At 37.5% G+C, this 22,764-nt stretch carries 17 protein-coding genes; 14 read left to right on the top strand and 3 right to left on the bottom strand.

Translation table 11 applies throughout. The features are described 5' to 3' along the window. The first annotated feature begins 22 nt into the window (after nt 1-22). Entirely contained in the window at nt 23-1,129 is a 1,107-nt protein-coding gene (gene glgD / locus V7097_RS14590; RefSeq protein WP_335704358.1) for a glucose-1-phosphate adenylyltransferase subunit GlgD, read from the top strand. A 12-nt stretch (nt 1,130-1,141) separates the two neighbouring features. Next, entirely contained in the window at nt 1,142-2,578 is a 1,437-nt protein-coding gene (glgA, locus tag V7097_RS14585; protein WP_335704357.1) for a glycogen synthase GlgA, read from the top strand. 32 nt (nt 2,579-2,610) lie between these two features. Here glgA and V7097_RS14580 read toward each other — a convergent pair whose 3' ends face one another. The 3 genes from V7097_RS14580 to V7097_RS14570 all read right to left on the bottom strand — a co-directional run bounded on the left by V7097_RS14580 (nt 2,611) and on the right by V7097_RS14570 (nt 4,244). Then, the gene (locus tag V7097_RS14580; protein WP_335704356.1) at nt 2,611-2,754 is read right to left on the bottom strand and encodes a hypothetical protein; all 144 of its coding nucleotides are present in this window, start codon (nt 2,752-2,754) and stop codon (nt 2,611-2,613) included. Nucleotides 2,755-2,901: 147 nt separating this feature from the next. Beyond that, nucleotides 2,902-3,036, bottom strand: coding sequence for a hypothetical protein (locus tag V7097_RS14575; RefSeq protein ID WP_335704355.1), 135 nt, complete (start codon nt 3,034-3,036; stop codon nt 2,902-2,904). 56 nt (nt 3,037-3,092) lie between these two features. Beyond that, nucleotides 3,093-4,244 (bottom strand): glycoside hydrolase family 18 protein, encoded by a 1,152-nt coding sequence (locus V7097_RS14570; RefSeq protein WP_335704354.1) that lies wholly within the window; start codon nt 4,242-4,244, stop codon nt 3,093-3,095. Between the two features lie 147 nt (nt 4,245-4,391). Between V7097_RS14570 and V7097_RS14565 the strand changes: the two genes are divergently transcribed. From V7097_RS14565 to V7097_RS14510, 12 genes are all read left to right on the top strand, one after another. Beyond that, the gene (locus tag V7097_RS14565; RefSeq protein WP_335704353.1) at nt 4,392-6,887 is read left to right on the top strand and encodes a DEAD/DEAH box helicase; all 2,496 of its coding nucleotides are present in this window, start codon (nt 4,392-4,394) and stop codon (nt 6,885-6,887) included. A gap of 99 nt (nt 6,888-6,986) precedes the next feature. Then, nucleotides 6,987-7,661: a YdeI/OmpD-associated family protein gene (locus V7097_RS14560; RefSeq protein ID WP_335704352.1), complete on the top strand. Its 675-nt coding sequence runs from the start codon at nt 6,987-6,989 to the stop codon at nt 7,659-7,661. A gap of 217 nt (nt 7,662-7,878) precedes the next feature. Further along, nucleotides 7,879-9,141 carry a biotin/lipoyl-binding protein gene (locus V7097_RS14555; RefSeq protein ID WP_335704351.1) on the top strand — a complete coding sequence of 421 codons (1,263 nt, stop codon included), beginning with the start codon at nt 7,879-7,881 and terminating at the stop codon, nt 9,139-9,141. Further along, entirely contained in the window at nt 9,125-9,805 is a 681-nt protein-coding gene (locus tag V7097_RS14550; protein ID WP_335704350.1) for an ABC transporter ATP-binding protein, read from the top strand. The genes V7097_RS14555 and V7097_RS14550 overlap by 17 nt, the downstream gene beginning before the upstream one ends. Beyond that, nucleotides 9,802-11,013 carry an ABC transporter permease gene (locus V7097_RS14545; RefSeq protein ID WP_335704349.1) on the top strand — a complete coding sequence of 404 codons (1,212 nt, stop codon included), beginning with the start codon at nt 9,802-9,804 and terminating at the stop codon, nt 11,011-11,013. The genes V7097_RS14550 and V7097_RS14545 overlap by 4 nt, the downstream gene beginning before the upstream one ends. 89 nt (nt 11,014-11,102) lie before the next feature. Then, a complete protein-coding gene (locus tag V7097_RS14540) occupies nt 11,103-11,918 on the top strand; it encodes an alpha/beta hydrolase (RefSeq protein ID WP_335704348.1) in 816 nt (271 codons plus the stop codon). Between the two features lie 267 nt (nt 11,919-12,185). Then, nucleotides 12,186-15,218, top strand: a complete 3,033-nt coding sequence (locus tag V7097_RS14535; protein ID WP_335704347.1) for an efflux RND transporter permease subunit — start codon at nt 12,186-12,188, stop codon at nt 15,216-15,218. 219 nt (nt 15,219-15,437) lie between these two features. Continuing rightward, the gene (locus V7097_RS14530) at nt 15,438-16,724 is read left to right on the top strand and encodes an SPFH domain-containing protein (RefSeq protein ID WP_335704346.1); all 1,287 of its coding nucleotides are present in this window, start codon (nt 15,438-15,440) and stop codon (nt 16,722-16,724) included. A 158-nt stretch (nt 16,725-16,882) separates the two neighbouring features. Then, nucleotides 16,883-17,839, top strand: coding sequence for a hypothetical protein (locus tag V7097_RS14525; protein WP_335704345.1), 957 nt, complete (start codon nt 16,883-16,885; stop codon nt 17,837-17,839). Next, nucleotides 17,833-18,663: a TPM domain-containing protein gene (locus V7097_RS14520; RefSeq protein WP_335704344.1), complete on the top strand. Its 831-nt coding sequence runs from the start codon at nt 17,833-17,835 to the stop codon at nt 18,661-18,663. The genes V7097_RS14525 and V7097_RS14520 overlap by 7 nt, the downstream gene beginning before the upstream one ends. 450 nt (nt 18,664-19,113) lie before the next feature. Beyond that, nucleotides 19,114-22,041 (top strand): fibronectin type III domain-containing protein, encoded by a 2,928-nt coding sequence (locus tag V7097_RS14515; RefSeq protein ID WP_335704343.1) that lies wholly within the window; start codon nt 19,114-19,116, stop codon nt 22,039-22,041. 370 nt (nt 22,042-22,411) lie between these two features. Next, on the top strand, nt 22,412-22,744 hold the full coding sequence (locus V7097_RS14510; RefSeq protein WP_335704342.1) for a heterocycloanthracin/sonorensin family bacteriocin: 333 nt from the start codon (nt 22,412-22,414) through the stop codon (nt 22,742-22,744). The last annotated feature ends 20 nt before the right edge of the window (nt 22,745-22,764 follow it).

Raw genomic sequence — 22,764 nt, 5'->3', positions numbered from 1 at the left:
ATTTCATGAGGAGCGATTGGGATTGGAACGAGTAATTGGTGTAATTAATTTAGTGAATGATAAACAATATTTAAAAGAATTAACCCAGCATCGTTGTTTGGCAGCTGTACCATTCGGAGGTAGATATCGACTAATCGATTTTACTATGTCCAATTTTATTAACGCCCAAATCAAAAAAGTGGGCGTTTTCACAAAGGATAAATATCGTTCCATCATGGATCATCTTGGCAATGGAAAGGAATGGGACCTTGATCGACGAAATGGGGGATTGTTTATTTTACCTCCTGTTCATCTGGACAAAAATATAGTCGGCGATATACAGCAATTTTATGATCACCTAGAATTTTTCAAGCGTTCCCATGAAGACACTGTGATATTATCTCCTGGTCATCATGTTTATAAAATTAATTTTAATGAAGTCATTAAAAGCCATAGGGAAAGTGGGGCAGACCTTACAGTCGTATACAAGCAATATGATGGAGAGCCTGTCGATAAACCTATATATCACAAATGCATCTTAAATGCAGAAGATAAAGTGACAAACATAGAACTTTATACTTCTCCAAACCAAGGAGACCCTGTTTGTACAGAAACCTTTGTTTTTTCTAAGAAACTGCTAATTGAACTAATTACAAAATGCTATGAAAATGGGGAATATGATTTTATTCGAGATTTGGTTAAAGCAAATCTACATCGTCTTAAAGTAAACAGCTATCATTTTAAAGGTTATATGCCATTTATTCATTCAATTTCAAGCTATTATAAAACAAATATGGATTTCTTAAATCCGCAAGTAACGAAGGAATTTTTCTTTGACAACTGGGAGATATATACGAAAACGAAGCATGAGCCACCAGTTAAATATTCGACAACCTCAAATGTCAGCAATTCTTTAATTGCGAACGGCAGTGATATAGAGGGAACGGTTGAAAATAGCATTATATTCCGAGGGGTAAAAATTCGCAAAGGTGCCACTGTCAAAAACAGTATTATCATGCAAAAAGGCGTTATTGACGAAGGAACCTATCTTGAAAATGTGATAACAGATAAACAAGTGAATATCACATCTGAAAAAGTTATCATTGGGGAATTTACTCCAACTGTTATAAAAAAAGCTGAGATTATCTAGTGGGGGAAAATCATGAACGTATTATTCGCAGCATCAGAGTGTGCTCCATTTATTAAAACAGGCGGACTAGGGGATGTAATAGGGGCTTTACCAAACGCTTTACAAAAGGAAGGAATACAAGTAAATGTGATCCTTCCGAAATATGGCGATTTAGCCGATAAATACAAGGAACAGCTTGTATTAGAACGAATTATTGAGGTGCCATTAGGATGGCGGAGACAATATTGTGGCATTGAAAAATTAGTTCACAACGGCATTAACTATTATTTTTTAGATAATGAGTATTATTTTAAACGGTATGGAAGCTACGGATTTTATGACGATGGGGAGCGGTTTGCATTTTTCTCTAGAGCGGTGTTGGAAGCAATCCCATATCTAGATAACAAGCCAGATATCATTCATTGTCACGACTGGCAAGCAGGACCGATTCCACTTTTATTAAAAGCACATTATTCAAACCATCCTGACTATCAGGGGATTAAAACGGTATTTACGATTCATAATTTACGCTATCAAGGGGTTTTCCCAAAGTCTGTTTTAGGTGAATTACTTGATGTAAGTGAACGCTATTTCCATGTAGACGGTGTTGAGTTTTTTGGGAATGTCAGTTATATGAAGGCTGGGTTGGCCTTTGCTGACACACTTACAACCGTAAGTCCAACTTATGCAAATGAAATTCAAACCGCCTATTACGGGGAGCAGTTGGATGGATTTTTACGAAAACGTAATTTTGAATTGCAAGGAATTATTAATGGGATTGATGATGAAAATTATAATCCCGCTACAGATAAGGCGATTTTTAACTTTTATGATTCGTACGAAGGAAAAATGAAGAATAAACGGGCATTGCAGAAGCATCTTGGACTTCCAGTTAACGAAGAAGTTCCTGTTATCTCAATAATTACACGACTCGTTGAACAAAAGGGTATAGACCTTGTCTTGCATGTATTTGAAGAAATCCTTAACCAAAATATACAGTTTGTTTTGCTTGGAACAGGGGAAAGCCATTATGAGGATGCTTTCAGAGAACTAGCTTACCGATATCCAACAAAGGTATCAACAAATATCTTTTTTGACGAGACACTGTCTCGAAAAATTTATGCGGGATCCGATTTGTTTTTAATGCCATCACAGTTTGAGCCTTGTGGGATCGGCCAATTACTCGCCTTTCGCTACGGGACACTGCCACTCGTGAGAGAAACAGGTGGACTAAAGGATACAGTTCAACCTTACAATGAATTTACCAACCTTGGTAATGGATTTAGCTTCACGAATTACAATGCACATGACATGTTGTATACAATTGAGCGAGCGATCTGGTTTTATCGTTTCCAGCCTAAAAAATGGAGAGAGCTTTCTGAAAGAGCATTAAAGCTCGATTATAGCTGGAAGGCATCTTCTAAAGAATATATAAAATTGTTTGAAATGCTGCAATTTGCTTTTCGTTAAGCTAAAAAACGTTAGGGACGTCCCTAACGTTTTTACCGTTTTCGACTCAATTGTGTTAATGCAATCCTTCTTAGAGATGAGCTGCTAAAATCGGTTGCATTTCGTTTTCTCATCTGTTGTCTAATGGGGTTTTCATTCATCAAAGGATGTACATTAACATCGTTGTTTTCCATCATAGGGACTCCTCCTTATAGGCTTATAATCCCCAGTAAGGAAGTTTTTATATCATTGGGAATTGATGTTCATAAACCATTCATGTGAATGGCGGACAAATTACATCATCCTAAAAAAAGTGATTCTACCCGAATCATTTTTTCCCTACATTATTTATCTTTTTTTATCTGTACATTTTGCGGACGTTTTGGATGTCCCGCTCTATTTTCATCATCTGGACCTGTTAAGGTATTCCGTTTATCTAACACTTTACCTGTAAATTCAACTGGATTGCGATTTACCATGTTTTTCACCTCCATCTTTTAGGATGGTTGAAAAACAAAATAACATGACAGTCAAATTATTTTTTCATCGCATAATAGTTTTTTATATTTGTTGCAGCTATTGTTTCATAAAGTGTATTTGTTAAACTGTTTGCTCCTTTTGAATCCAGACCAAGCTCCCAAATCATCATGCCGCCAAAACCGTGGTTTAAGGCCAGCTCCGTTTTTCTTGTCATCATCGTTTGGCCATTATAGTAATAGGTTGTACCATTCATATTGACGGTATCATTTACCGCATTTTCCGGATTATTTTCGATGATTGCTTCATATGATACTGGCTTGATATTCGGATCAGCGGGTTGCCCATAAAATGGAACTCCTAAAACCAGTTTCTCCTTAGGTAATTTGTGAGTTTCAAACAACTTTGACCAGTAACCCACAATGCTCTCGGTAAATGGATATGGGGATAAATTTTCTGCATAATAGCCACCATCCCATTGTCCATCATAAGCCATAATATTTACATAGTCGACATATTGAAACATAGACGGATCATATTTAACATATCCAAGCTCAGTTAATGTTTGTCCGTGAATTTTTGAGTGGACAGCAATTGATAATTCCTTGTTATTGGCATGTAGCGTGTCACCTAGAATTTTAATAAACTGATGTAGATTCTTCGTATCTGCATCTGTACGTGGATGTTCAAAATCAATATCAATTCCATCTAGATTCTCTCGTTCAACTACTCCTATTAGTTCATCTACGAGCTTTGCTTGGGAATTAGGGTTAGCGAGTGCTGCTGAAAAATAATCATATGATTCTCCGCCATTCATATGGAACCAACCACCAACAGCAAGTATCGCCTTTGTATGATGTTTATGTGCATTTGCAACCATATTTCTTAGATTCTTGGTTGCGTGATCGCCTGTAAAGAGAATCTCACCATTTTCCGTTGGATGAACAAAAGAAAAGATAACATGCGTTAATTTAGAATAATCGATTTGATTTGGATCTCGAAAATCCTGAACATACCCAACTAGAACCTTAGACTGCATATAATCTAGATTTGGCACTTTTTTAGGTGTAGGTGTTTTGCTAGAATGAGGTGCATCCTTTGTTATTTTATTTTCAAATTGACTATGGTTTGATAGCTTTGTCCCTGTTATAATTCCACCAACAAATACCACAATCAATAAAATAGTAAGGAAGATATATCGTTTTTTCATGATGTTGTCCTCCAAGTTATCTTTATCTTTAAAATTGTATCAGACAGATCAAGCGTGTTGTTGTGGTAATATCATCCTATAAATAATATTTTTCACCAGTACTATGTAAAATAATAACAACACGTCATGTTGACAAGGAGCAATTAAATGAGCAATCAACTTGAACAGTACTATAATCAAGCAGTAGTACGAGCAAAACAGATGATTATGGATGATATCCACCATTACCTAGAACAAAAAGAAACAATTCCTACCTATGAACAATATGTGCGTGAACGGGGGTCTTTTATCGATCAACTTTGGTTAAATGCTTGGCAGAATACCGCAATTCAAGCACCTTTTTCAGAAAAAAGGGCTTATTTAGAGGAGCGTGGCTTTGAAGTAGAAGGTGTCACTAAAAAGCTACTAAATAAATTATTTCGAACAGAGATTCGGGATTTCGAGCACTTTGATTTTATCTCCTGGCTTGAGGACACATTTGCAAATCAACCGAATGAATGGGAGCAAAAATATCAATCGGCAAGAAAAGACTATGAAGCTCGGTTGAAGAAACAACAGGAGAGAGAAAAAAGAAGAAAATTCATTCTTAAGCTTAATTTTTATCTTAACGAAATATTAGGTGACCGCTACGATGAACTCTATCTAAGGATTCGCTATTTACTAGGAAGTCATTTAGCTATTGAGATTGAGCAAAATGGAATGGTTTTATCTTCAGATGATATTACTTTCGCTTCTTATCTATATAAAGAAACGGAACTCGCTCATAATCGCTATTTCTACCAGGAAAACTTGATCGAGCAATACGAAGATCTCATTTTACATCAACTCATGGATTTCGGTCCAAATTGGTTAAAATCCAATTTGCCCGAACAAATATTCGAAGAATGTAAAAATAGCTTTCAGGAACCTTTATCAGATGCGTTTTTACAGGAAGTGGCATATGAGTACTTTCTAGATGTTCGAGATGATTTATTTGAGGATATATTAGAGGAATATGTATCCGATCTTGTGAAATTGATTGATATTCCATTTGATTTGGACACTCATAGAGAATTATTTGAAAGGGATATCTTCGAGCGAAAAGAACGAGCTGAAAAGGAAAAAGAGGAACTTAGACGCCAAAAAGAAGTAGAACAAAAAATGATGGAAGATATTTTCGGACAAGCGTATCATTTATCACCAGGGCGAAATATTCAATATATTCTTCATGTTGGAGAAACAAACACAGGAAAGACCTTTCAAGCAATTCAAAGAATGAAGGATGCGAATAGCGGGATATATTTAGCGCCTTTACGATTATTAGCACTGGAGATTTATGAAAAATTAAATAAAGAAGGTGTCCCTTGCAATTTAAAAACAGGAGAAGAAGAAAAGATTGTCGAGGGTGCAAATCATCTATCAGCAACCGTTGAAATGCTAAGAGAAAAAGAATTTTATGAAGTGGTCGTGATTGATGAAGCACAAATGATTTCTGATAAGGATCGTGGCTTCTCTTGGTATAAGGCCATTACAAATGCAAACGCAGAAGAGGTACACATCATTTGTAGTTTTCATGCAAAATGGATGATACTTCAATTACTTGGAAACTCCAATGTAGAAGTACACGAATATCATCGGGATGTCCCACTAGAAGTTGAGCACCAGCTATTTCGATTGAATCAAACACGAAAAGGTGACGCACTTGTTTGTTTTTCAAGAAGAAGAGTGCTTGAAACAGCCTCCGAGCTACAAAGAAGTGGTCGTAGGGTGAGTATGATTTACGGTAGTATGCCTCCAGAAACAAGGAAAAAACAAATTGAACGTTTCAATAATGGGGAAACAACCGTGATTGTATCTACGGATGCAATTGGAATGGGGTTAAACCTACCGATTCGACGGATTGTGTTTTTAGAAAATGATAAATTTGATGGAACGAGAAGAAGATTGTTAACCTCTCAGGAAGTGAAGCAAATAGCAGGACGAGCAGGAAGACGAGGTATTTACGATATCGGAAAAGTCGCATTTACGAGTGATATTAAGACAATGACACGTCTATTGGAGCAAGTGGATCACCCGCTTGAGGGCTTTGCGATCGCACCAACGAATGCGATTCTGGAACGGTTTCAAAAATACTCTCGAAAAATGAGGATGTTCTTCTTTCTTTGGGATCAATTCAAAAGCCCTGAAGGTACAAAGAAAGCCACCCTCTATGAGGAAAGAATGCTGTATGAATTGGTTGAAGATACCATTATTGAAGCAAAGCTATCGTTACCTGACTTGTATGGCTTTTTACATTTGCCTTTTTCTTCGAATGAACCGTCATTAAGAGCACAGTGGAAGAAAACTCTTGAGGCAATTGTTGAAAGTGTTCCAATACCAGATCCGATCCTAAAGGAATCAGGACTAGAGGAGCTTGAACTTTCTTATAAAGCAGTCGGACTACACTTATTATTCCTTTACAAATTAGGTAAGCAAACCGAAGCACATTATTGGGAAAGAGTACGAGAGGAAATTAGTGACAAAATTCATGAACTATTAAAGAGTGGAATCCAACCAGCCAAAAGAGTATGCAAACGTTGCGGCAAAGATCTGCCAATTGGTTTTTCTTTCGCAATCTGTAATGAATGTTATTTCGAGCGACCAAGACATCGACATCCTAGCTAAATTAATATTAAAAAAGTAGCATATGCTACTTTTTTATTTTGCATATAGTCATTATTACATTTAAACTAAAATTGATAAATTTAAGAACAGGTGATTACTATGGCGAAAACGATTGTGGAAAAACTAAACCTACAAAAATACAACAAAAAAGCGGTATTGCAAATGCCTGATGAAAGCAACTATTTTGAAGAGTTAACCGAATACGATACCTCTCTAGTTAATAATTCTACCTATGACCTAATCTTTGCATTTGTCTTAGACTTAGAAGCATTTAAGGATTTGATGAAGCATGTCATTGAACAAAATCTATTAAACAAAAAAGGATATATGTACGTTGCCTATCCGAAAAAAGGAAATAAAGTATACCCGACCTTCATCCATCGCGATGAGCTATTTAGCGGACTAGGTGCAGATGAAAATGGTTATATCGGTGTCAGTGACATCAGATTTTCACGAATGGTTGGACTAGATGATGTTTTTACAGTGGTTGGTTTTAAAATAGAGGCAAAAAAGAAAAGTGAAAAATCATCGAAGGCAAGTCAATGTGTAGATGATTATATTGAAATGATTCCAAATATTGAAGAAGACCTTAAGGACTCACCCGACATCCTAGCCTTTTACCAATCACTTACTCCTGGTTACCGAAAGGATTGGGCACGTTTTGTATATAGTGCCAAGCAAGAAGCTACAAAGGAAAAACGCCGTGAAGAAATGAAATTGATACTAGCTCAAGGCTATAAGACCCGTGATCTCTATCGCGCCAATAAAATATAGTTATAAGGATCAACTAGTTTTGCCTAGTTGATCTTTTTTTGTAAAATTTTTAAAAGATTTGTAAAAAATTGAAACCTTTTGGCAATCTATGCGTCTTAATGTATAGGGATAAATTTGAAATTTTTTAATCACATACAGCTCTGTATAACAAAAAAAGTTAGTAGATAGAGAGATTCAAAATTTACCCGATGAAATGAAAACTATAGGGGGAAGTATGGTGAAGAAAAAGAAGGTTTTAATTTGGGTCTTGTCGATTGTTGGTGTCTTGGCCATCGCGGGTGGTGCAACTGCCTTCTTGATGAAGGAAAAAAGCATGGCATCTGTAGGAGGAGAAATTGAAGAGGTAAATGTAACCGTACAAAAAGCAAAGGAACAAGAATTAATCGAAACAATTCTAGTAACAGGGGAAATCGTACCTGAAGGTGAGCAGAAGGTTTTCTTAAATCCAGAGCATGGAGAAATCAGCGAATATAAAGTAGAAGAGAACCAAACCGTAAAAGCTGGAGACCCGCTATTTGTCTATAATTCTTCAAAGCTAGACACAGAGATAACTCGAGCTACTAGAGAAAGAGACTTAATCCAGACAAGGGCAAAAACAGAACAAAACCAAATTGCAGCACTAAATAAACGAATTGAAGAAGCGAAAAAAGCTCAAGCCGCACAAAAAAATAAACCAAAAACTGAAAGCTCAGGGACTGAAGAAGGCACTGAACCAGAACAAGTTGTGGAAGTCCAAGTTGAAGATGTGAACCAACTTACAAATGAAAAGGTTCAAATGGAGCTACAATACGAAAATACGAAATCAGAAATTACAGCAGCAAATGAACGAATCACAGAAATTACAAATCAGAAAAAAGAAATGACCGTTGTAAGTAAAATTGATGGAATTATTGTTAAGATAAATAAAAATATTGCAACCACGGAAAATGGAGCTTCTGAACCTGTTATACATATTATCTCAAACCAACCGTATAAGGTCATCGGTACAATGAGTGAGTTTGATGCTGTTAAGATTCAGCAGGGACAAGAGGTTATTGTCCGACCAAAGGTTTATAAGGACCGAGAATGGAAGGGTGTTGTGGAATCCGTTTCACATTTTCCAAATGATGACGGCGGTGGAGGTGGAGAGTTCCCGGGAATGGGTGGTGGAAATGTTACCATGTATCCATTCAAAGTGGGAATTACAGACGATACCTCTGAGCTTCGCCATGGCTTTCATGTATCACTTGAGGTAAGAATTCCTGGAACAGAAATTCTTCCAGTAATTCCGCATACCGCCATTTTAGACGAAGGTGGAATACCAGTTGTATATGTACTAGTAGACGGAATTCTTCAAAGACGTGAAGTTCAAACTGGTTCTATGAATGATGAATTTATCCAACTTACAGAGGGTGTTACAAAGGATGAGCTTATTGTTTTAACACCATACGAAGGAATGTACGACGGAATGGAAGTGACCTCCTTTGATGAAGTTGAGTAATATTACCAAAGTCTATGGAGATGGATCTCTAAAGGTACCCGTTCTTCACGGAATTGATTTAACTATTGAAGACGGGGAATTCGTAGCGATAATGGGGCCATCTGGGTCTGGTAAATCAACCCTTATGAATATTATTGGATTTCTAGATTCACCCACATCAGGTACATTTGAATTAAATGAGGAAAAAATCGGGTTAGTCAAGGATAACAAACTAGCAAAATTACGAAACGAACATGTCGGATTCGTTTTTCAGCAATTTTTTCTATTGCCAAGACATAATGCAATAAAAAATGTGGAATCTCCGCTTATTTATGCAGGAGTACCGAAGCGGGAACGAACCGAAAGAGCTAAACAAATGTTAGACAAGGTTGGACTAGGAGATCGAGTAAAACATTTACCAAACCAGCTTTCGGGTGGACAAAAACAAAGGGTGGCAATTGCAAGAGCCCTAGTAAATAATCCTTCGATTGTTTTAGCAGATGAACCAACCGGTGCTTTAGACTCCAAAACGAGTGAACAAATAATGGAGCTTATGGTTCAACTAAACAGAGAAGGTAGAACCGTTATCATTGTTACACACGAGGAAGAAGTTGCAGCATATGCAAATAGGGTTATCACCTTAAAGGACGGGTTGATAACGGATGACCAGAGGAGAAGTCTATGAGTCTATTAGAAAGCTTTAAAGTAGCGTTATCCTCGATATGGAATCATAAGGTACGATCAATTTTAACAATGCTTGGAATTATCATTGGTGTAGCTGCTGTTATTATTATTGTAGCGATAGGACAAGGTGCCAAAACAAAAATGACAGAGGATCTATTTAGTCTAGAACAAAATGCAGTTGATATATGGTACCAGCCAATGCCTAAAGAGGGGGAAGAAGAGTCAGAAATGTTTTGGATGGAACCAGAACTAAGCTCTGATGATGTTGAAACTCTTTCTCAGGTTCCTGGTGTAAAAGCAGTAATTGCCACAAACCAAGGTTGGGGGCCGTTGACCTATAATGATAAACAGGGCGAAATGGAAATTACCGGAGTTGGTCCTGAATTTTTCACAGCTCGGGATATTCAAATTGTCGAAGGACGACCAATCAATGCAAGAGATAATGATGGAAAAAACCGTGTTGTCATGATTGATACAGTAGCAAGGGAAAAGTTCTTTAAGGATAAAGAAGATATTATCGGTGAAATTGTCGACCTTAATGGAAATCCATATAAGTTGGTCGGTGTTTATGAATCACCAATCCCTGAACAATATCGTTACAATGAATCAGGTGAAATGCTCATGCCACGGGGAGTTATTTCGATGATGTTTGGAAATAGGGAAATCGAACGATTAGCCATAATCGCGGATGACCCCGAACGAATTTCCGAAATCGGGCGTTCAGCTGCCGATACATTAACAATGGCGAAAAAACTTGAAGACGGAATGTACACCGTGAACGATTTCTCCCAATATGAGCAAGAGGTTGATACTGTCCTTACCATTATGACTTTGGTAATCGGTAGTATTGCAGGTATTTCCTTACTTGTCGGTGGAATTGGTGTTATGAACATCATGCTCGTTTCTGTTACCGAAAGAACCCGAGAAATTGGTCTCCGAAAAGCACTCGGTGCAACACGTGGACGAATTTTACTTCAATTTTTAATTGAATCGATGACATTAACATCGGTAGGAGGTATGCTTGGAATTGGACTTGCAGTATTAGGAACAATTATTGTTTCTATTTATTCACCAATCTCAGCTACAGTCAGTCCACTTATCGTGATCATTGGGGTTGGATTCTCCGCATTCATTGGCATCATTTTTGGAATCTTACCGGCAAACAAAGCATCCAAACTGAGTCCAATTGATGCATTACGTTATGAATAAGGCTGGTTTACCAGCCTTTTTTTCATGCAGGAAGTTAGAAACAAGTGTCGAAATTTTATAGAAAGAAATTATTAAAAGGTGGGAGACCAATGATTCATGAAAAATATGAGTTAATTCAAAACAACGAAAAAGCAGAATTTGTTACGTATATTCTTGATAACTCAGAAAGTATCGATCCCGAGCGAAAAAGACCAATGATTGTCATCTGCCCCGGTGGTGGCTATGTACATACATCAGATAGAGAGGCTGAGCCAGTTGCCATACAAATGCTCAGTAAAGGATATCAAGCAAGTATTTTGAGGTATAGTGTTGAACCTGCTGTTTTTCCAACAGCACTATGCCAATTGGCAAGTGCAATTGGCTTAATTCGCGATAATGCCGAACGCTGGAATGTGGATCCCAACAAAATCATTGTCATGGGCTTTTCGGCTGGTGGTCATTTAACAGCAAGTTTAGGGGTTTTCTGGAATAGAGAGTTCCTAACCGAACAACTCCCATATTCAAAAGATCAAATTAAACCAAATGGATTAATTTTAAGCTATCCTGTTATTTCTTCTGGTCCATATGCGCATGAAGGAAGCTTCAAAGCAATATTAGGAGATAAGTTCGAAGACCAACTTAGTAGGGAGTCTTTATCCTTGGAAAACCAAGTAACAAACGAAACTCCACCGACTTTTTTATGGCATACGGTTTCAGACGCTGCTGTACCGGTGGAAAACAGTATGCTATTTGCACAAAGCTTATTAAGACACAAGGTCCCACTCGAAATGCATATTTATCCTAATGGTGTTCATGGCTTATCCCTTGGAACGGAAGAAACACAATCAAATGGTCGAGTTGATCATATTCAACCTGAGGTAGAAAATTGGGTTGAGATGGCGGCAAGATGGGTAAAAGGTTTATAAAAAACTGGGTGGTGTTTTTGCCATCCAGTTTTTCTTTTTTGCTTGTAAGCATTGTTGGTGCATTATTTAGAATTAATTTACAAAAAAAGAATTTACTTCTAATGTAATCCGAGTTATAATTCATTTTGTTTACCACTACTTTTGTACTAGTTATAACATAAAACTTTTGTTGTACACATCCTGTATCACCTCATAGAACACATTTCTCAAGAATCCTACCTACATAACTAGAACCAAATATTCTACATAAAAAGGAGAAAACTGAATATGACTTGGTTTACGAAATGGTCTCTTAAAAACAAGGCCGCAGTATCCCTTACGACAGTCCTTATTCTAGTAATGGGAGTTGTGAGTTATTTTACTTTGCCGATGGAGTTTCTACCGTCCGCTGACAATCCTCAGATTACAGTTGTTGTATTAGGGCAGGGTAATGACGTTGAAACGATGGCTGATAACGTAACAACACCAATTGAAAAGGCTGTTACAACTGTAAAAGGAAAGAGTGATATTTTTTCAACTACAGGGGATGGATTCTCAAAGGTCGATTTGTTCTTTGAAGGCGGAACAGATATGAAGCAGGCAAAGCTTGATGTGCAGGAAGCTCTCAACGCTGTGCAGCTTCCAGAAAATATCAACAAGCCGATTGTTTCTCAGCTAAATACCGATATGATTCCAATTGCTGATATCTCCATCACGTTTGAAGATGGAATTACAAAGGAAAATATTGAATTAGCTCAGGAGAAGCTTTTACCTGCTTTACAGGACATTGATGGTGTTGCAAATGTTTCAATGTTTGGAAGAACCGGAAGCGAGGTTTCAGTTAAGTTAAATCAAGAAAAGCTGCAACAACTCAATCTTCCAGCTCATGCAGTAGTTGGTACCTTACAGGGTCAAAATATTGCAGCAGCAGTAGGTCAGGAGACAATCGATGGAAAAGCGAGTAATCTAAAAGTTGTGAGTTCACTTGAGAGTCTAGAAGATTTGAAGGGTCTACCTGTGTTACCTGGAGTAACCCTTGGGGAAGTTGCTACTGTAGAAAAAATAAACCCAGAAGGAAATATTACCCGAATCAATGGTGAAGATTCATTACTCGCAAGTGTAATAAAGGACAGTAACTCAAGTGCAGTTACAGTTGCAGATAATGTAAAGGAAAAAGCAGCAGAGCTTTCTAATAAATACAAGAATGCAAATGTATCTGTCTTTTATTCTACCGCTGATATGATTGTTGATTCCGTAACAACGATGATAAAAGAAGTGCTACTTGGCGCTTTATTCGCAACCATTGTTATCATGCTTTTCTTACGAAATATTCGTTCTACCCTTATCACAATTGTATCTATTCCATTGTCATTAGCGTTTACATTATTTTTACTAGCACAATCAGGGATCACACTAAATATTTTAACCATCGGTGGGGTGGCCGTGGCTGTTGGTCGTTTAGTTGACGATAGTATTGTCGTCATTGAGAATATTTTCAGGAAAATGCAAACCGAAAAATTCTCTGTTCAGCTGGTCATTGATGCAACAAAAGAAGTAGCATCGGCGATTACATCTTCAACCCTTACAACTGTTGCTGTGTTCCTACCTCTAGGGTTAGTAAGTGCTGGCTTAAAAGACTTCCTACTACCATTTGCTTTAACAGTTACGTATTCTCTATTATCTTCATTACTAGTTGCGCTAACAGTAGTACCACTAATGAGTGCGGGATTATTAAGGAAAGCAAAGCTACCGAAGCATCGTACGCCTACACGATATGTGAATATGCTTCGTTGGTCGTTGAATCATAAATGGGTGGTTATTCTAGCTTCATTCATCGTGTTCGCTGGATCAATCGGTGCGTATTTTGTGATGCCTAAGGGTGCTACTGATAGCTCAAATTCAGAGCTTGTTATGGTGTCACTCGATTATCCAAACGAAACTCCAATGGAAGATGTTCGTGAAAATACACTAAAGCTTGAGGAGTTTATATTAGCACAGGATGAAATCGAGAAAATGTATACAGCACTTGGAAATAGTGCGGATGCTGCTCAATTTGGTTCTGTTGAATCTCCTACAAAGGCGAGTTACACAATTGTCATGAAGAAGGATGCGGATGCAGAGAAGTTTATCGAAAAAGTGAATGAGCAGAAAAGTGAATACCCAAATGCTGAATTAACAGCTGGAGCCAACGCCCTTCTTATGGGAGGCGGCGGAACCGCGATTACGATTGATGTAATTGGGGACGAAATCAATGACATTGAGGAGACAGCATCAAATGTTATAAATGAAATTAAAGATATTGAAGGCGTAGAAAAAGTAGAAACAAACCAAGAAGAGAAAAAGCCTGTAATTACTTTTACAGTTGACCCAGAAGCGGCTAACCCTGCTGAGATTACCCAACAGCTTGGCATGCTCCTAAATCGCATGCCAATCGGTACGATAACACTTGACGGTTCAAGTACACCGGTTTATTTGGAAGCATCTGTAGAGCCAAAATCAATTCAGGACCTCGAAAAAATACAAATTACTTCAGGTCAGGAACTTATGCAAGTTACAGAAGTAGCAGATCTTACTGTTGAAAATAAATCAACGCAAATACTTCACAAGTCAGGGGAAACGTATATAAGGGTAGTTGCAACTGTCGACCCACAAAAGCTATCAGTTGTTTCTGTAGAAATTACTAAAAAAATTAACGGCGTAGCTCCTGGTAAAGGAATGGATTTACCAGAAAATGTAGAGGTGTTTGTTGGTGGAGCATCGGTTCAGCAAGCAGATGACTTTACAGATCTCTTTATTACTATGATTGCCTCTATTGGTATTGTATATTTAATCATGGTAGTTACCTTTAAAACAATGCGTGCACCACTCGCCATTCTTTTCTCGTTGCCACTAGCAGCAATTGGGGCAATATTAGGATTATTAATTAGTCAAATTCCGGTTGAAATAACAGCATTATTAGGTGCACTAATGCTTATTGGTATTGTTGTAACGAATGCAATAGTGTTAATTGACAGGGTGAAACAAAACGAAGAAACCATGATTATCAGAGAAGCTATTTTAGATGCAGCAGCAACGCGACTTCGTCCAATTTTAATGACTGCAATAGCAACCATTTGCGCTATGCTCCCATTATTATTTAAACAGGCAGAAATGGGAAGCCTTGTTTCACAAAGCTTAGCGATTGTTGTTATTGGAGGCCTGACCACTTCCACCTTATTAACACTAATCGTTGTACCTGTAATCTATGAGATGCTTTTCTTCAAAAAATCAAAGAAACAACGATTGAAAGCAAGTGCTTCGAAAGAACATTTTGCAGGATAATCAACTTCCGCAAGGGGGAGCCAGTAATGGCTCTCTTTTTTGTAAACTCTCCCCACTTCTCAATAAGAAGGATTGAAAATGAAACCATTCGACTAGTAAAATCGTATTACAATACTAGCGGGCAAAACAGCAGCGCTTTTTTCTGATATCATGAATGTATATTGAGTAATCTATCTCATATAGTTACAAAGATTCATTTATAAGCAGGAGGGGTTATAAGTGGGAATTATTAAAGCAGCAGTTGGTGCGGTAAAAGGAAATTTAGCAGATCAATGGCTTGAGGTAATCGAACCACAGGCTATGAGTGATACAACCGTTATGTCGGTTGGTGTAAAAATACGAGCAAAAGATCGTCGAAATCAGAATTTCAAGGGTACAGATTCGACAATTACGAATGGTTCAATCATTCACGTGTACCCAAATCAATTTATGATTTTAGTTGATGGTGGAAAAATTATTGATTATACAGCTGAAGAGGGTTACTACCAAGTTGTAAACTCTTCACAGCCATCCTTATTCAATGGTCAATTTGAAGATGCCTTATACGAAACCTTTAATCGTTTTAAGTTCGGTGGTGTCCCATCCACTTCGCAAAAAGTATATTTTATTAACCTTCAAGAAATCAAGGGAATTAAGTTTGGTACGCGTAATCCAATCAATTACTTCGATAATTTTTATAATGCGGAATTATTTTTGCGTGCCCATGGAACCTATTCAATCAAAATTGTAGACCCAATAAAATTTTATATGGAAGCCATTCCGCGAAATAAATCTAATGTTGATATTAATGACATAAATGCCCAATACTTGTCAGAATATATGAATGCATTACAAACGGCTATCAATAAAATGTCTGCAGATAACATTCGAATTTCTCATGTTACTTCAAAAGGTATGGAGCTTGCGAAGTATATGGCTGAAGTCCTAGATGAAGATTGGACAAGGATGCGCGGAATGCAGATTGAATCCGTCGGCATCAACAGTATTACGTACGATCAGGAATCACAAAAGCTGATAAACATGAGAAACCAAGGAGCAATGCTTCAGGACACTTCCGTTCGTGAAGGATATGTTCAAGGTGCCATTGCCAGGGGCTTGGAAGCTGCTGGTTCCAATGAAGCAGGTTCTATGCAAGGGTTTCTAGGCATGGGAATGGGGATGCAAAATAGTAGCGGATTTATGGGCGCTGCTTCTGAAACCAATCGTCAGCAAATGCAGCAACAAGCAGGTCGTCAAGAAAATCAACAAACTTCAAATCCAAATCAATGGAAATGCTCATGTGGACATACAAACACGGGTAATTTTTGTTCAGAATGTGGGTCACCAAAACAGGAAGCAAAAAAAGACGCGTGGAAATGTGTATGTGGCCAAGAGAATAGCGGGAAGTTCTGTTCAAACTGTGGTAATAAAGAGCCTGAAGAACTAACATGCAAAAATTGCGGGTTTAAACCTTCTAATCCAAACGCAAAATTCTGCCCAGAATGTGGAACACGTTTTGAGCACTAATCAACCATATACAAAAGAAGAAGAGGTGATATTGGTTGGGGGTTATTGTATATAAATGTATAAACTGTGGGGGTCCTCTAGCGTTTAAGGCAGACACCCAAAACTGGACGTGTGATTACTGTTTAAGTGAGTTCTCACAAGCAGATGTAAAAAAATTTGTGAATAACGAAAAGGCTGAAGAAGAAGCGGAAGTAAGTGAAGAGGCCTTACACCAAGCAAAGGAATTGGATCAAGAATTCAATGACAAAGCAACAGGCTATACATGTAGCAGTTGTGGGGCAGAAATCGTAACCGATGATACCACTGCCGCCACCTTTTGTTATTATTGCCATAATCCGACGATTATCCCAAGGCAGCTAGAGGGAGAATATCGCCCTGAAAAGGTAATTCCTTTTAAAATTGACCGTAAAAAAGCAGAAGAGTTATTTGTAAAATGGTGTAAGGGGAAGCCCCTACTTCCGAAGTTTTTCACTTCAAATTCCCAGCTCGAGAAATTATCTGGAATCTATGTTCCATTTTGGTTGTTTGATAGTAACACATCTGGAAAAGTTGAAGGTGAAGCACGAAGAGTTCGTACCTATACAAGAGGGGATACAAGATATACTGAAACAAAATATTATAAGGTGATGCGAGAAGGAAGAGCAATATTCCGCGATGTTCCAGCGGACGGTTCTAAAAAAATGGATGATAAACTAATGACCATTCTTGAACCTTATGATTATAAAGATTTAACCGATTTTTCAATGTCTTATTTGTCTGGTTTTTTTGCTGAGAAGTATGATATGAACCAGAACGACGTCTACGGTAGAATCTCAAGTCTCCTTCGCGAAAATCTAGGGACTTTGCTTGAAGGGACGATTCACGGATATAGTACGGTTGCAATTCATAATACAAATGTAAAACTAGCAAACGTTAAGACGAAATACGTTTTATTACCTGTTTGGATGTTTACGTATCAATTTAAAGGTAAAACCTATGTCTTTGCTATGAATGGTCAAACCGGTAAAATTGCCGGTGACTTGCCAATTAGTATTGGAAGAGCGAGTAAGTGGTTTGGGATGATTTCAGCAAGTATTTTTGCAGTCTTGTCGTTAGGAGGGTTATTTTTATGGTAAAGAAGAAAGTTCTCATTTTACCATTTTTCCTCCTTCTAATAGTGGCTTTTGCGATCCCTACATTTGCAAACACTGAAAATATATTTGACCAGGCCAATTTGTTTTCGGAAACAGAAAAGCTAGAGTTACAGGAACAAACAAGTATGTTATCGGAACAATTTCAAATGGATATCCGCATTGTCACCACAAGTAACAGTGAAGGAAAATCAGCAAGACAATATGCAAGTGATTTTTATGATAGCCACGGATTCGGTTACGGTGAGTCGGAGGACGGGATTTTATACCTAATTGATATGGATAATCGTGAAGTGTATATCTTTACGAGAGACCGGATTGTTGATTATTTTCCGGACTCTACCGTAGAACAAATACTTGACCACGTCTATCCATTCCTAACCGAGGAAGCATTTGGTGACAGTGCGAAAGCCTTCTTATCAGATTTGGAAGCAACGATGAATGAAGGGATTTCCGAAGGTTCAACTTCGTCTGGAGGTTACTCACAATCAGATAGTGATACATCTTATTCAAGTAGTGCCCCTGCAGCAACCAACGGTGAGTTAATAAAAGAACTCTTAATATATCTTGCAATTGCAATTGGCATTGGAGTAATTTCTGTTGGAGTGATGGCGATGTATAACAGAGGCCGCTCCACAACAACAGCTAGCACTTACCTAGAGTCTAATTCCTTCGATGTTATAAATAAAATGGACCGACATTACAATACACGTGTTACACAGCAAAAAATTCAACGAAATTCAAATAATGGTGGAGGATCCTCTTTTTCCGGCGGTGGTCGATCTGGCGGTGGGGGAAGAGGGTTTTAGGAAAGCATGAGGACATTGCCTCATGCTTTTTTTATGATGTAATAGTGGAGAAATTTAGAAATTTTCTTGATATAACATCTTTATTTGATAAGGATAATTTATTTCCCAAGAGTTTGTCGAAATATACAAAATAGATACCCGAGGTATAGTTAACGTGATTAGGCCAAGCTTTTTTTCGATTGTAATCATTTCATTTGGAGGTAATCACTAACTCACAAAGGACTTTTTGGTTAGGTAAATAGAACTATAGTTATCTAAATATTCAATAAAATGATTGTATACGTTTTTAATGGAAGAGACTAACATAGAAATGTAATTTACGATTTCCTTGATATATAGACCTTTAACTTGGTGTGTTTATCCACAAAAAGGTTTATATGAAATTTAAAAGATAGGAGGAAGAATAAGTTTATTAGATTCACAAAAAACACGTGAAGGTGGTAGAAGTATTTGAAGGGTCTTAAAGTAAATGGAGTTTTGTTTTTAATTTTACTATTGGTTTTTAGTAGCTTTAGCGGGGGAGCTTATGCAGTTTCGAATGGGTCTCCTAATGCACCTGCATCACCTGTCAATTTACAGATTCCAGAACTTGCCTTTGACGAAGACAGCATCACTCTTGTTTGGGAAAAACCTGAGCGTTATAATGACATCGTTGATTTTAACATCTATATGAATAAGAAGAAAATTGGAAGCGCTTTAGAAGATAATAGCGGCCCAGCAAAAGCTTATATCGATAATTTCTATGAAAATATCGATAAGGATAATTTCCACGAAAAGATTCTTATCCATAATTTTAAGGTTAACAATCTTAAATCTAATAAATCCTACGAATTTTATGTAACATCTGTAAATGCTGAAGGGGTGGAATCCGCACCTTCCAAAAAAATTGTAGGAAAAACAACAAAGGTACCAGAAATTTTTAATATTGAAGATTATGGGGCAACACCAGATGATGAAACAAAGGATACAGAAGCCATTCAAGCGGCCATTGATGCTGCAACACCTGGTTCAAAGGTGTTAATTCCAGATGGAAAATTTATCTCTGGGGAATTATGGCTTAAATCTGATATGACTTTACAAGTCGATGGATACTTACTTGGATCCCCGGATGCCGAAGACTACAGTATGAATTTCTGGCTATATGATTATTCTACAGATGAACGATCATATTCACTCATCAATGCACATACATACGATTACGGAAGTTTAAAAAACATTCGTATCGTAGGTAACGGTATCATTGATGGGAACGGGTGGAAATATGATAACAATCATCCTACCATTGATGAACTTGGAAACGAATTGCCTCGTTATGTAGCAGGCAACAATTCAAGAGTAACTGGGAATGTAAAAGTAGAGAATGGGAAAATGAGCCCATTAGATCTTGAGTCTGAAAATACGTTTGGAATCTTGGCAGCAAACCAATCATATGCTGCACAAGTATCAGGCATGGATGTGAAATCTGCTTATTCGACCCGTTCAAATCTCATTACTGTTCGCGGAGTAGATGGTATGTATTATGAAGGGATTACCCAACTAAACCCGGCAAACCACGGGATTGTGAACCTTCATAGTAAAAATATCGTTATTAACGGAACCATTTCCAAAACGTACGATGGAAATAATGCAGATGGTTACGAGTTTGGTGACTCTCAAAATATCATGGTATTCAATAACTTTGTTGATACTGGCGATGATGCTATTAATTTCGCGTCAGGTATGGGACAAGTAGCATCCAATAGTGAGCCAACAGGAAATGCTTGGATTTTCAACAACTATATTCGTGAAGGTCACGGTGGGGTTGTTACCGGTAGTCATACTGGTGGATGGATCCAGGACTTTTTAGTAGAGGATAATATCATGTATAAAACGGATGTAGGTTTACGCAGTAAGACAAATACACCAATGGGTGGTGGGGCTAAAAATATCCTTTTCAGAAACAATGCATTGGAGGGTATTGATGGAGACGGTCCATTTGTTTTCACTTCCTCTTATACGGATGCGAATGCTGCAATCCTATACGAGCCAGCGGAGGTCATCTCTCAATTTAGGGATATGGAGATTGTTGATACAACAGTTCGCAATCAAGGAGGAAGCAACAAGCAAGCTATTCTTGTGAATGGTAATAATAATGCTGGAGAAATTTATCACGAAAATATTACTTTCAAAAATGTTAAATTTGATAATGTCTATTCGGTAAATATGGATTATGCAAAAGACTTCAAATTTATTAATGTTTCATTTACAAACGTTAAAGATAACGGCGGAAATCCGTGGAGAATAACAAATTCAGCAGGACTTGTGTTTGAGAATACAACATCAACACCTATTGATGCTACACAAAAGCCAGAATGGGTAGGAGAAACCGTTATTGATGCTCAATCAGCACCTGACGGAAAAAGTGTAACTTTAACTTGGAGTGAAGCAACAGACAATATTGGTGTTACGGGTTACACAATCTACAAAGATGACGAGAAACTTGGTGCAGCCTATACAACTACGGATCTCACAAGCTTTACTGTAGATGGACTGGCACCGGCTACAGAATATACATTTAAAGTGGAAGCAACTGATTCAACGGGAAATCGTACTTCTAATGGACCAGAAATTAAGGTAGTTACAAATGGTGAGGCTGATCAAACAGCACCTGTTCTACCGAAGAATACAAAGATTTCTGAATCAACTACTAAAATTCCTTCTAGTGATACTTTTAGCGGCAAAGAAGTTAATGTTGTGTACACTGGTTTTTCTTGGACTTCTATCATTTGGGATGCAGCTGATGACGACACGGGTATTGCTGGTTATAACGTTTATGCAAATGGAGAATTAAAGGGATTTGCAAAATCGAATAAATACACATTAACACAATTAGAACCTGGTACAAAATATAAAATAGAAGTCGAAGCAGTTGATTTTGCAGATAATATAGCACCTTATAATAGTTTACTAGAATTCGAAACAGCAAGACCATACCCAATCGGTGCACCTTCCTTTGATGGTGGCTTAGAGGCAAAAATTAATAAAGATGGAACTAGTGTAGCACTGTCATGGAACACTGCAAAAGCGATTAATCAAGATGTAATTGGATACCGGGTATTTGTGAATGGACAACCTATTAAACCTGAAGGAGCAGCATTTACACCAATTAATTCGGAAATAACTACATCCGATACAAGCTACACAGTAACAGGATTAAAACAAGGAAAACGTTACACATTTAAAGTTGAAGCAGTTGGACATGGAATCAAATACTCAAAGAGAGAGAGACTCTCAGATATACTTCCAAATGGTCTTCTTGAAGTTTCAGGATACAGATGGAGTGGATTTGGGCCAAGTGTCGATGTTCATCTAATTCCTGGTAAAGCAAAAAGTGAATAAGTAAAATCTAAGTAGAATATGTTGTAAAATCATGGGCGAGCATTCCTTAATTAAATAAAAGATTGCATACCCTGATAAATTTACCAACACAAGGCTGCATTTCAATTAAATGCAGCCTTTTCTGTGTTTTAATATTTTTAAAATATTTCCAGTCTCTATTGCAACTAATTCACATGTATCTGAGTTTTATAATAGTCAATTAAAAATAGGCGATGGAATCAGGCACAACACCCAATAATCATTCATATTTTGATGGTGAAAGTCTTTGAAATATCTCGAATCTAACGTGAACACATTTCTATATTATTTTCTTTGTTCTGTTTTCTTTTTAAAGTACTTTCACACCTTATTAAATGAATAATCGGAGGTAATGTTCGTGAACAATTTTCAAAATGAACTACAAATGTTGAATGTTGGGGATTTCTATTCGAGTGATGCAGTTCCTTGGGACCCAAATCAGTATTATGATGAATCTGCCCGACAATTAGGTGGATTTGGTGGAATTGGTGGAATTGGTGGATTAGGGTTTGGTCGTTGTTCAAGTTGCTTTAGTTGTGCTCGGTGCTTCTTTAATTGCTTTAATTGCTTTAATTGCTTTAATTGTTTCCGTTGTTTTAGTTGCTTTAGTTGCTCTAATTGTGGTGGACGCTGTGGAGGTGGACATCGCTGTGGAGGCGGTGGACGCTGTGGAGGTCACCACTAATTCGAATTTAGATACAAAAC

This window comes from Bacillus sp. JJ1562 (genome assembly GCF_036962705.1).
Taxonomy (GTDB): domain Bacteria; phylum Bacillota; class Bacilli; order Bacillales; family Bacillaceae_L; genus Ferdinandcohnia.
This window is presented reverse-complemented; position numbering and strand designations above follow the sequence as displayed.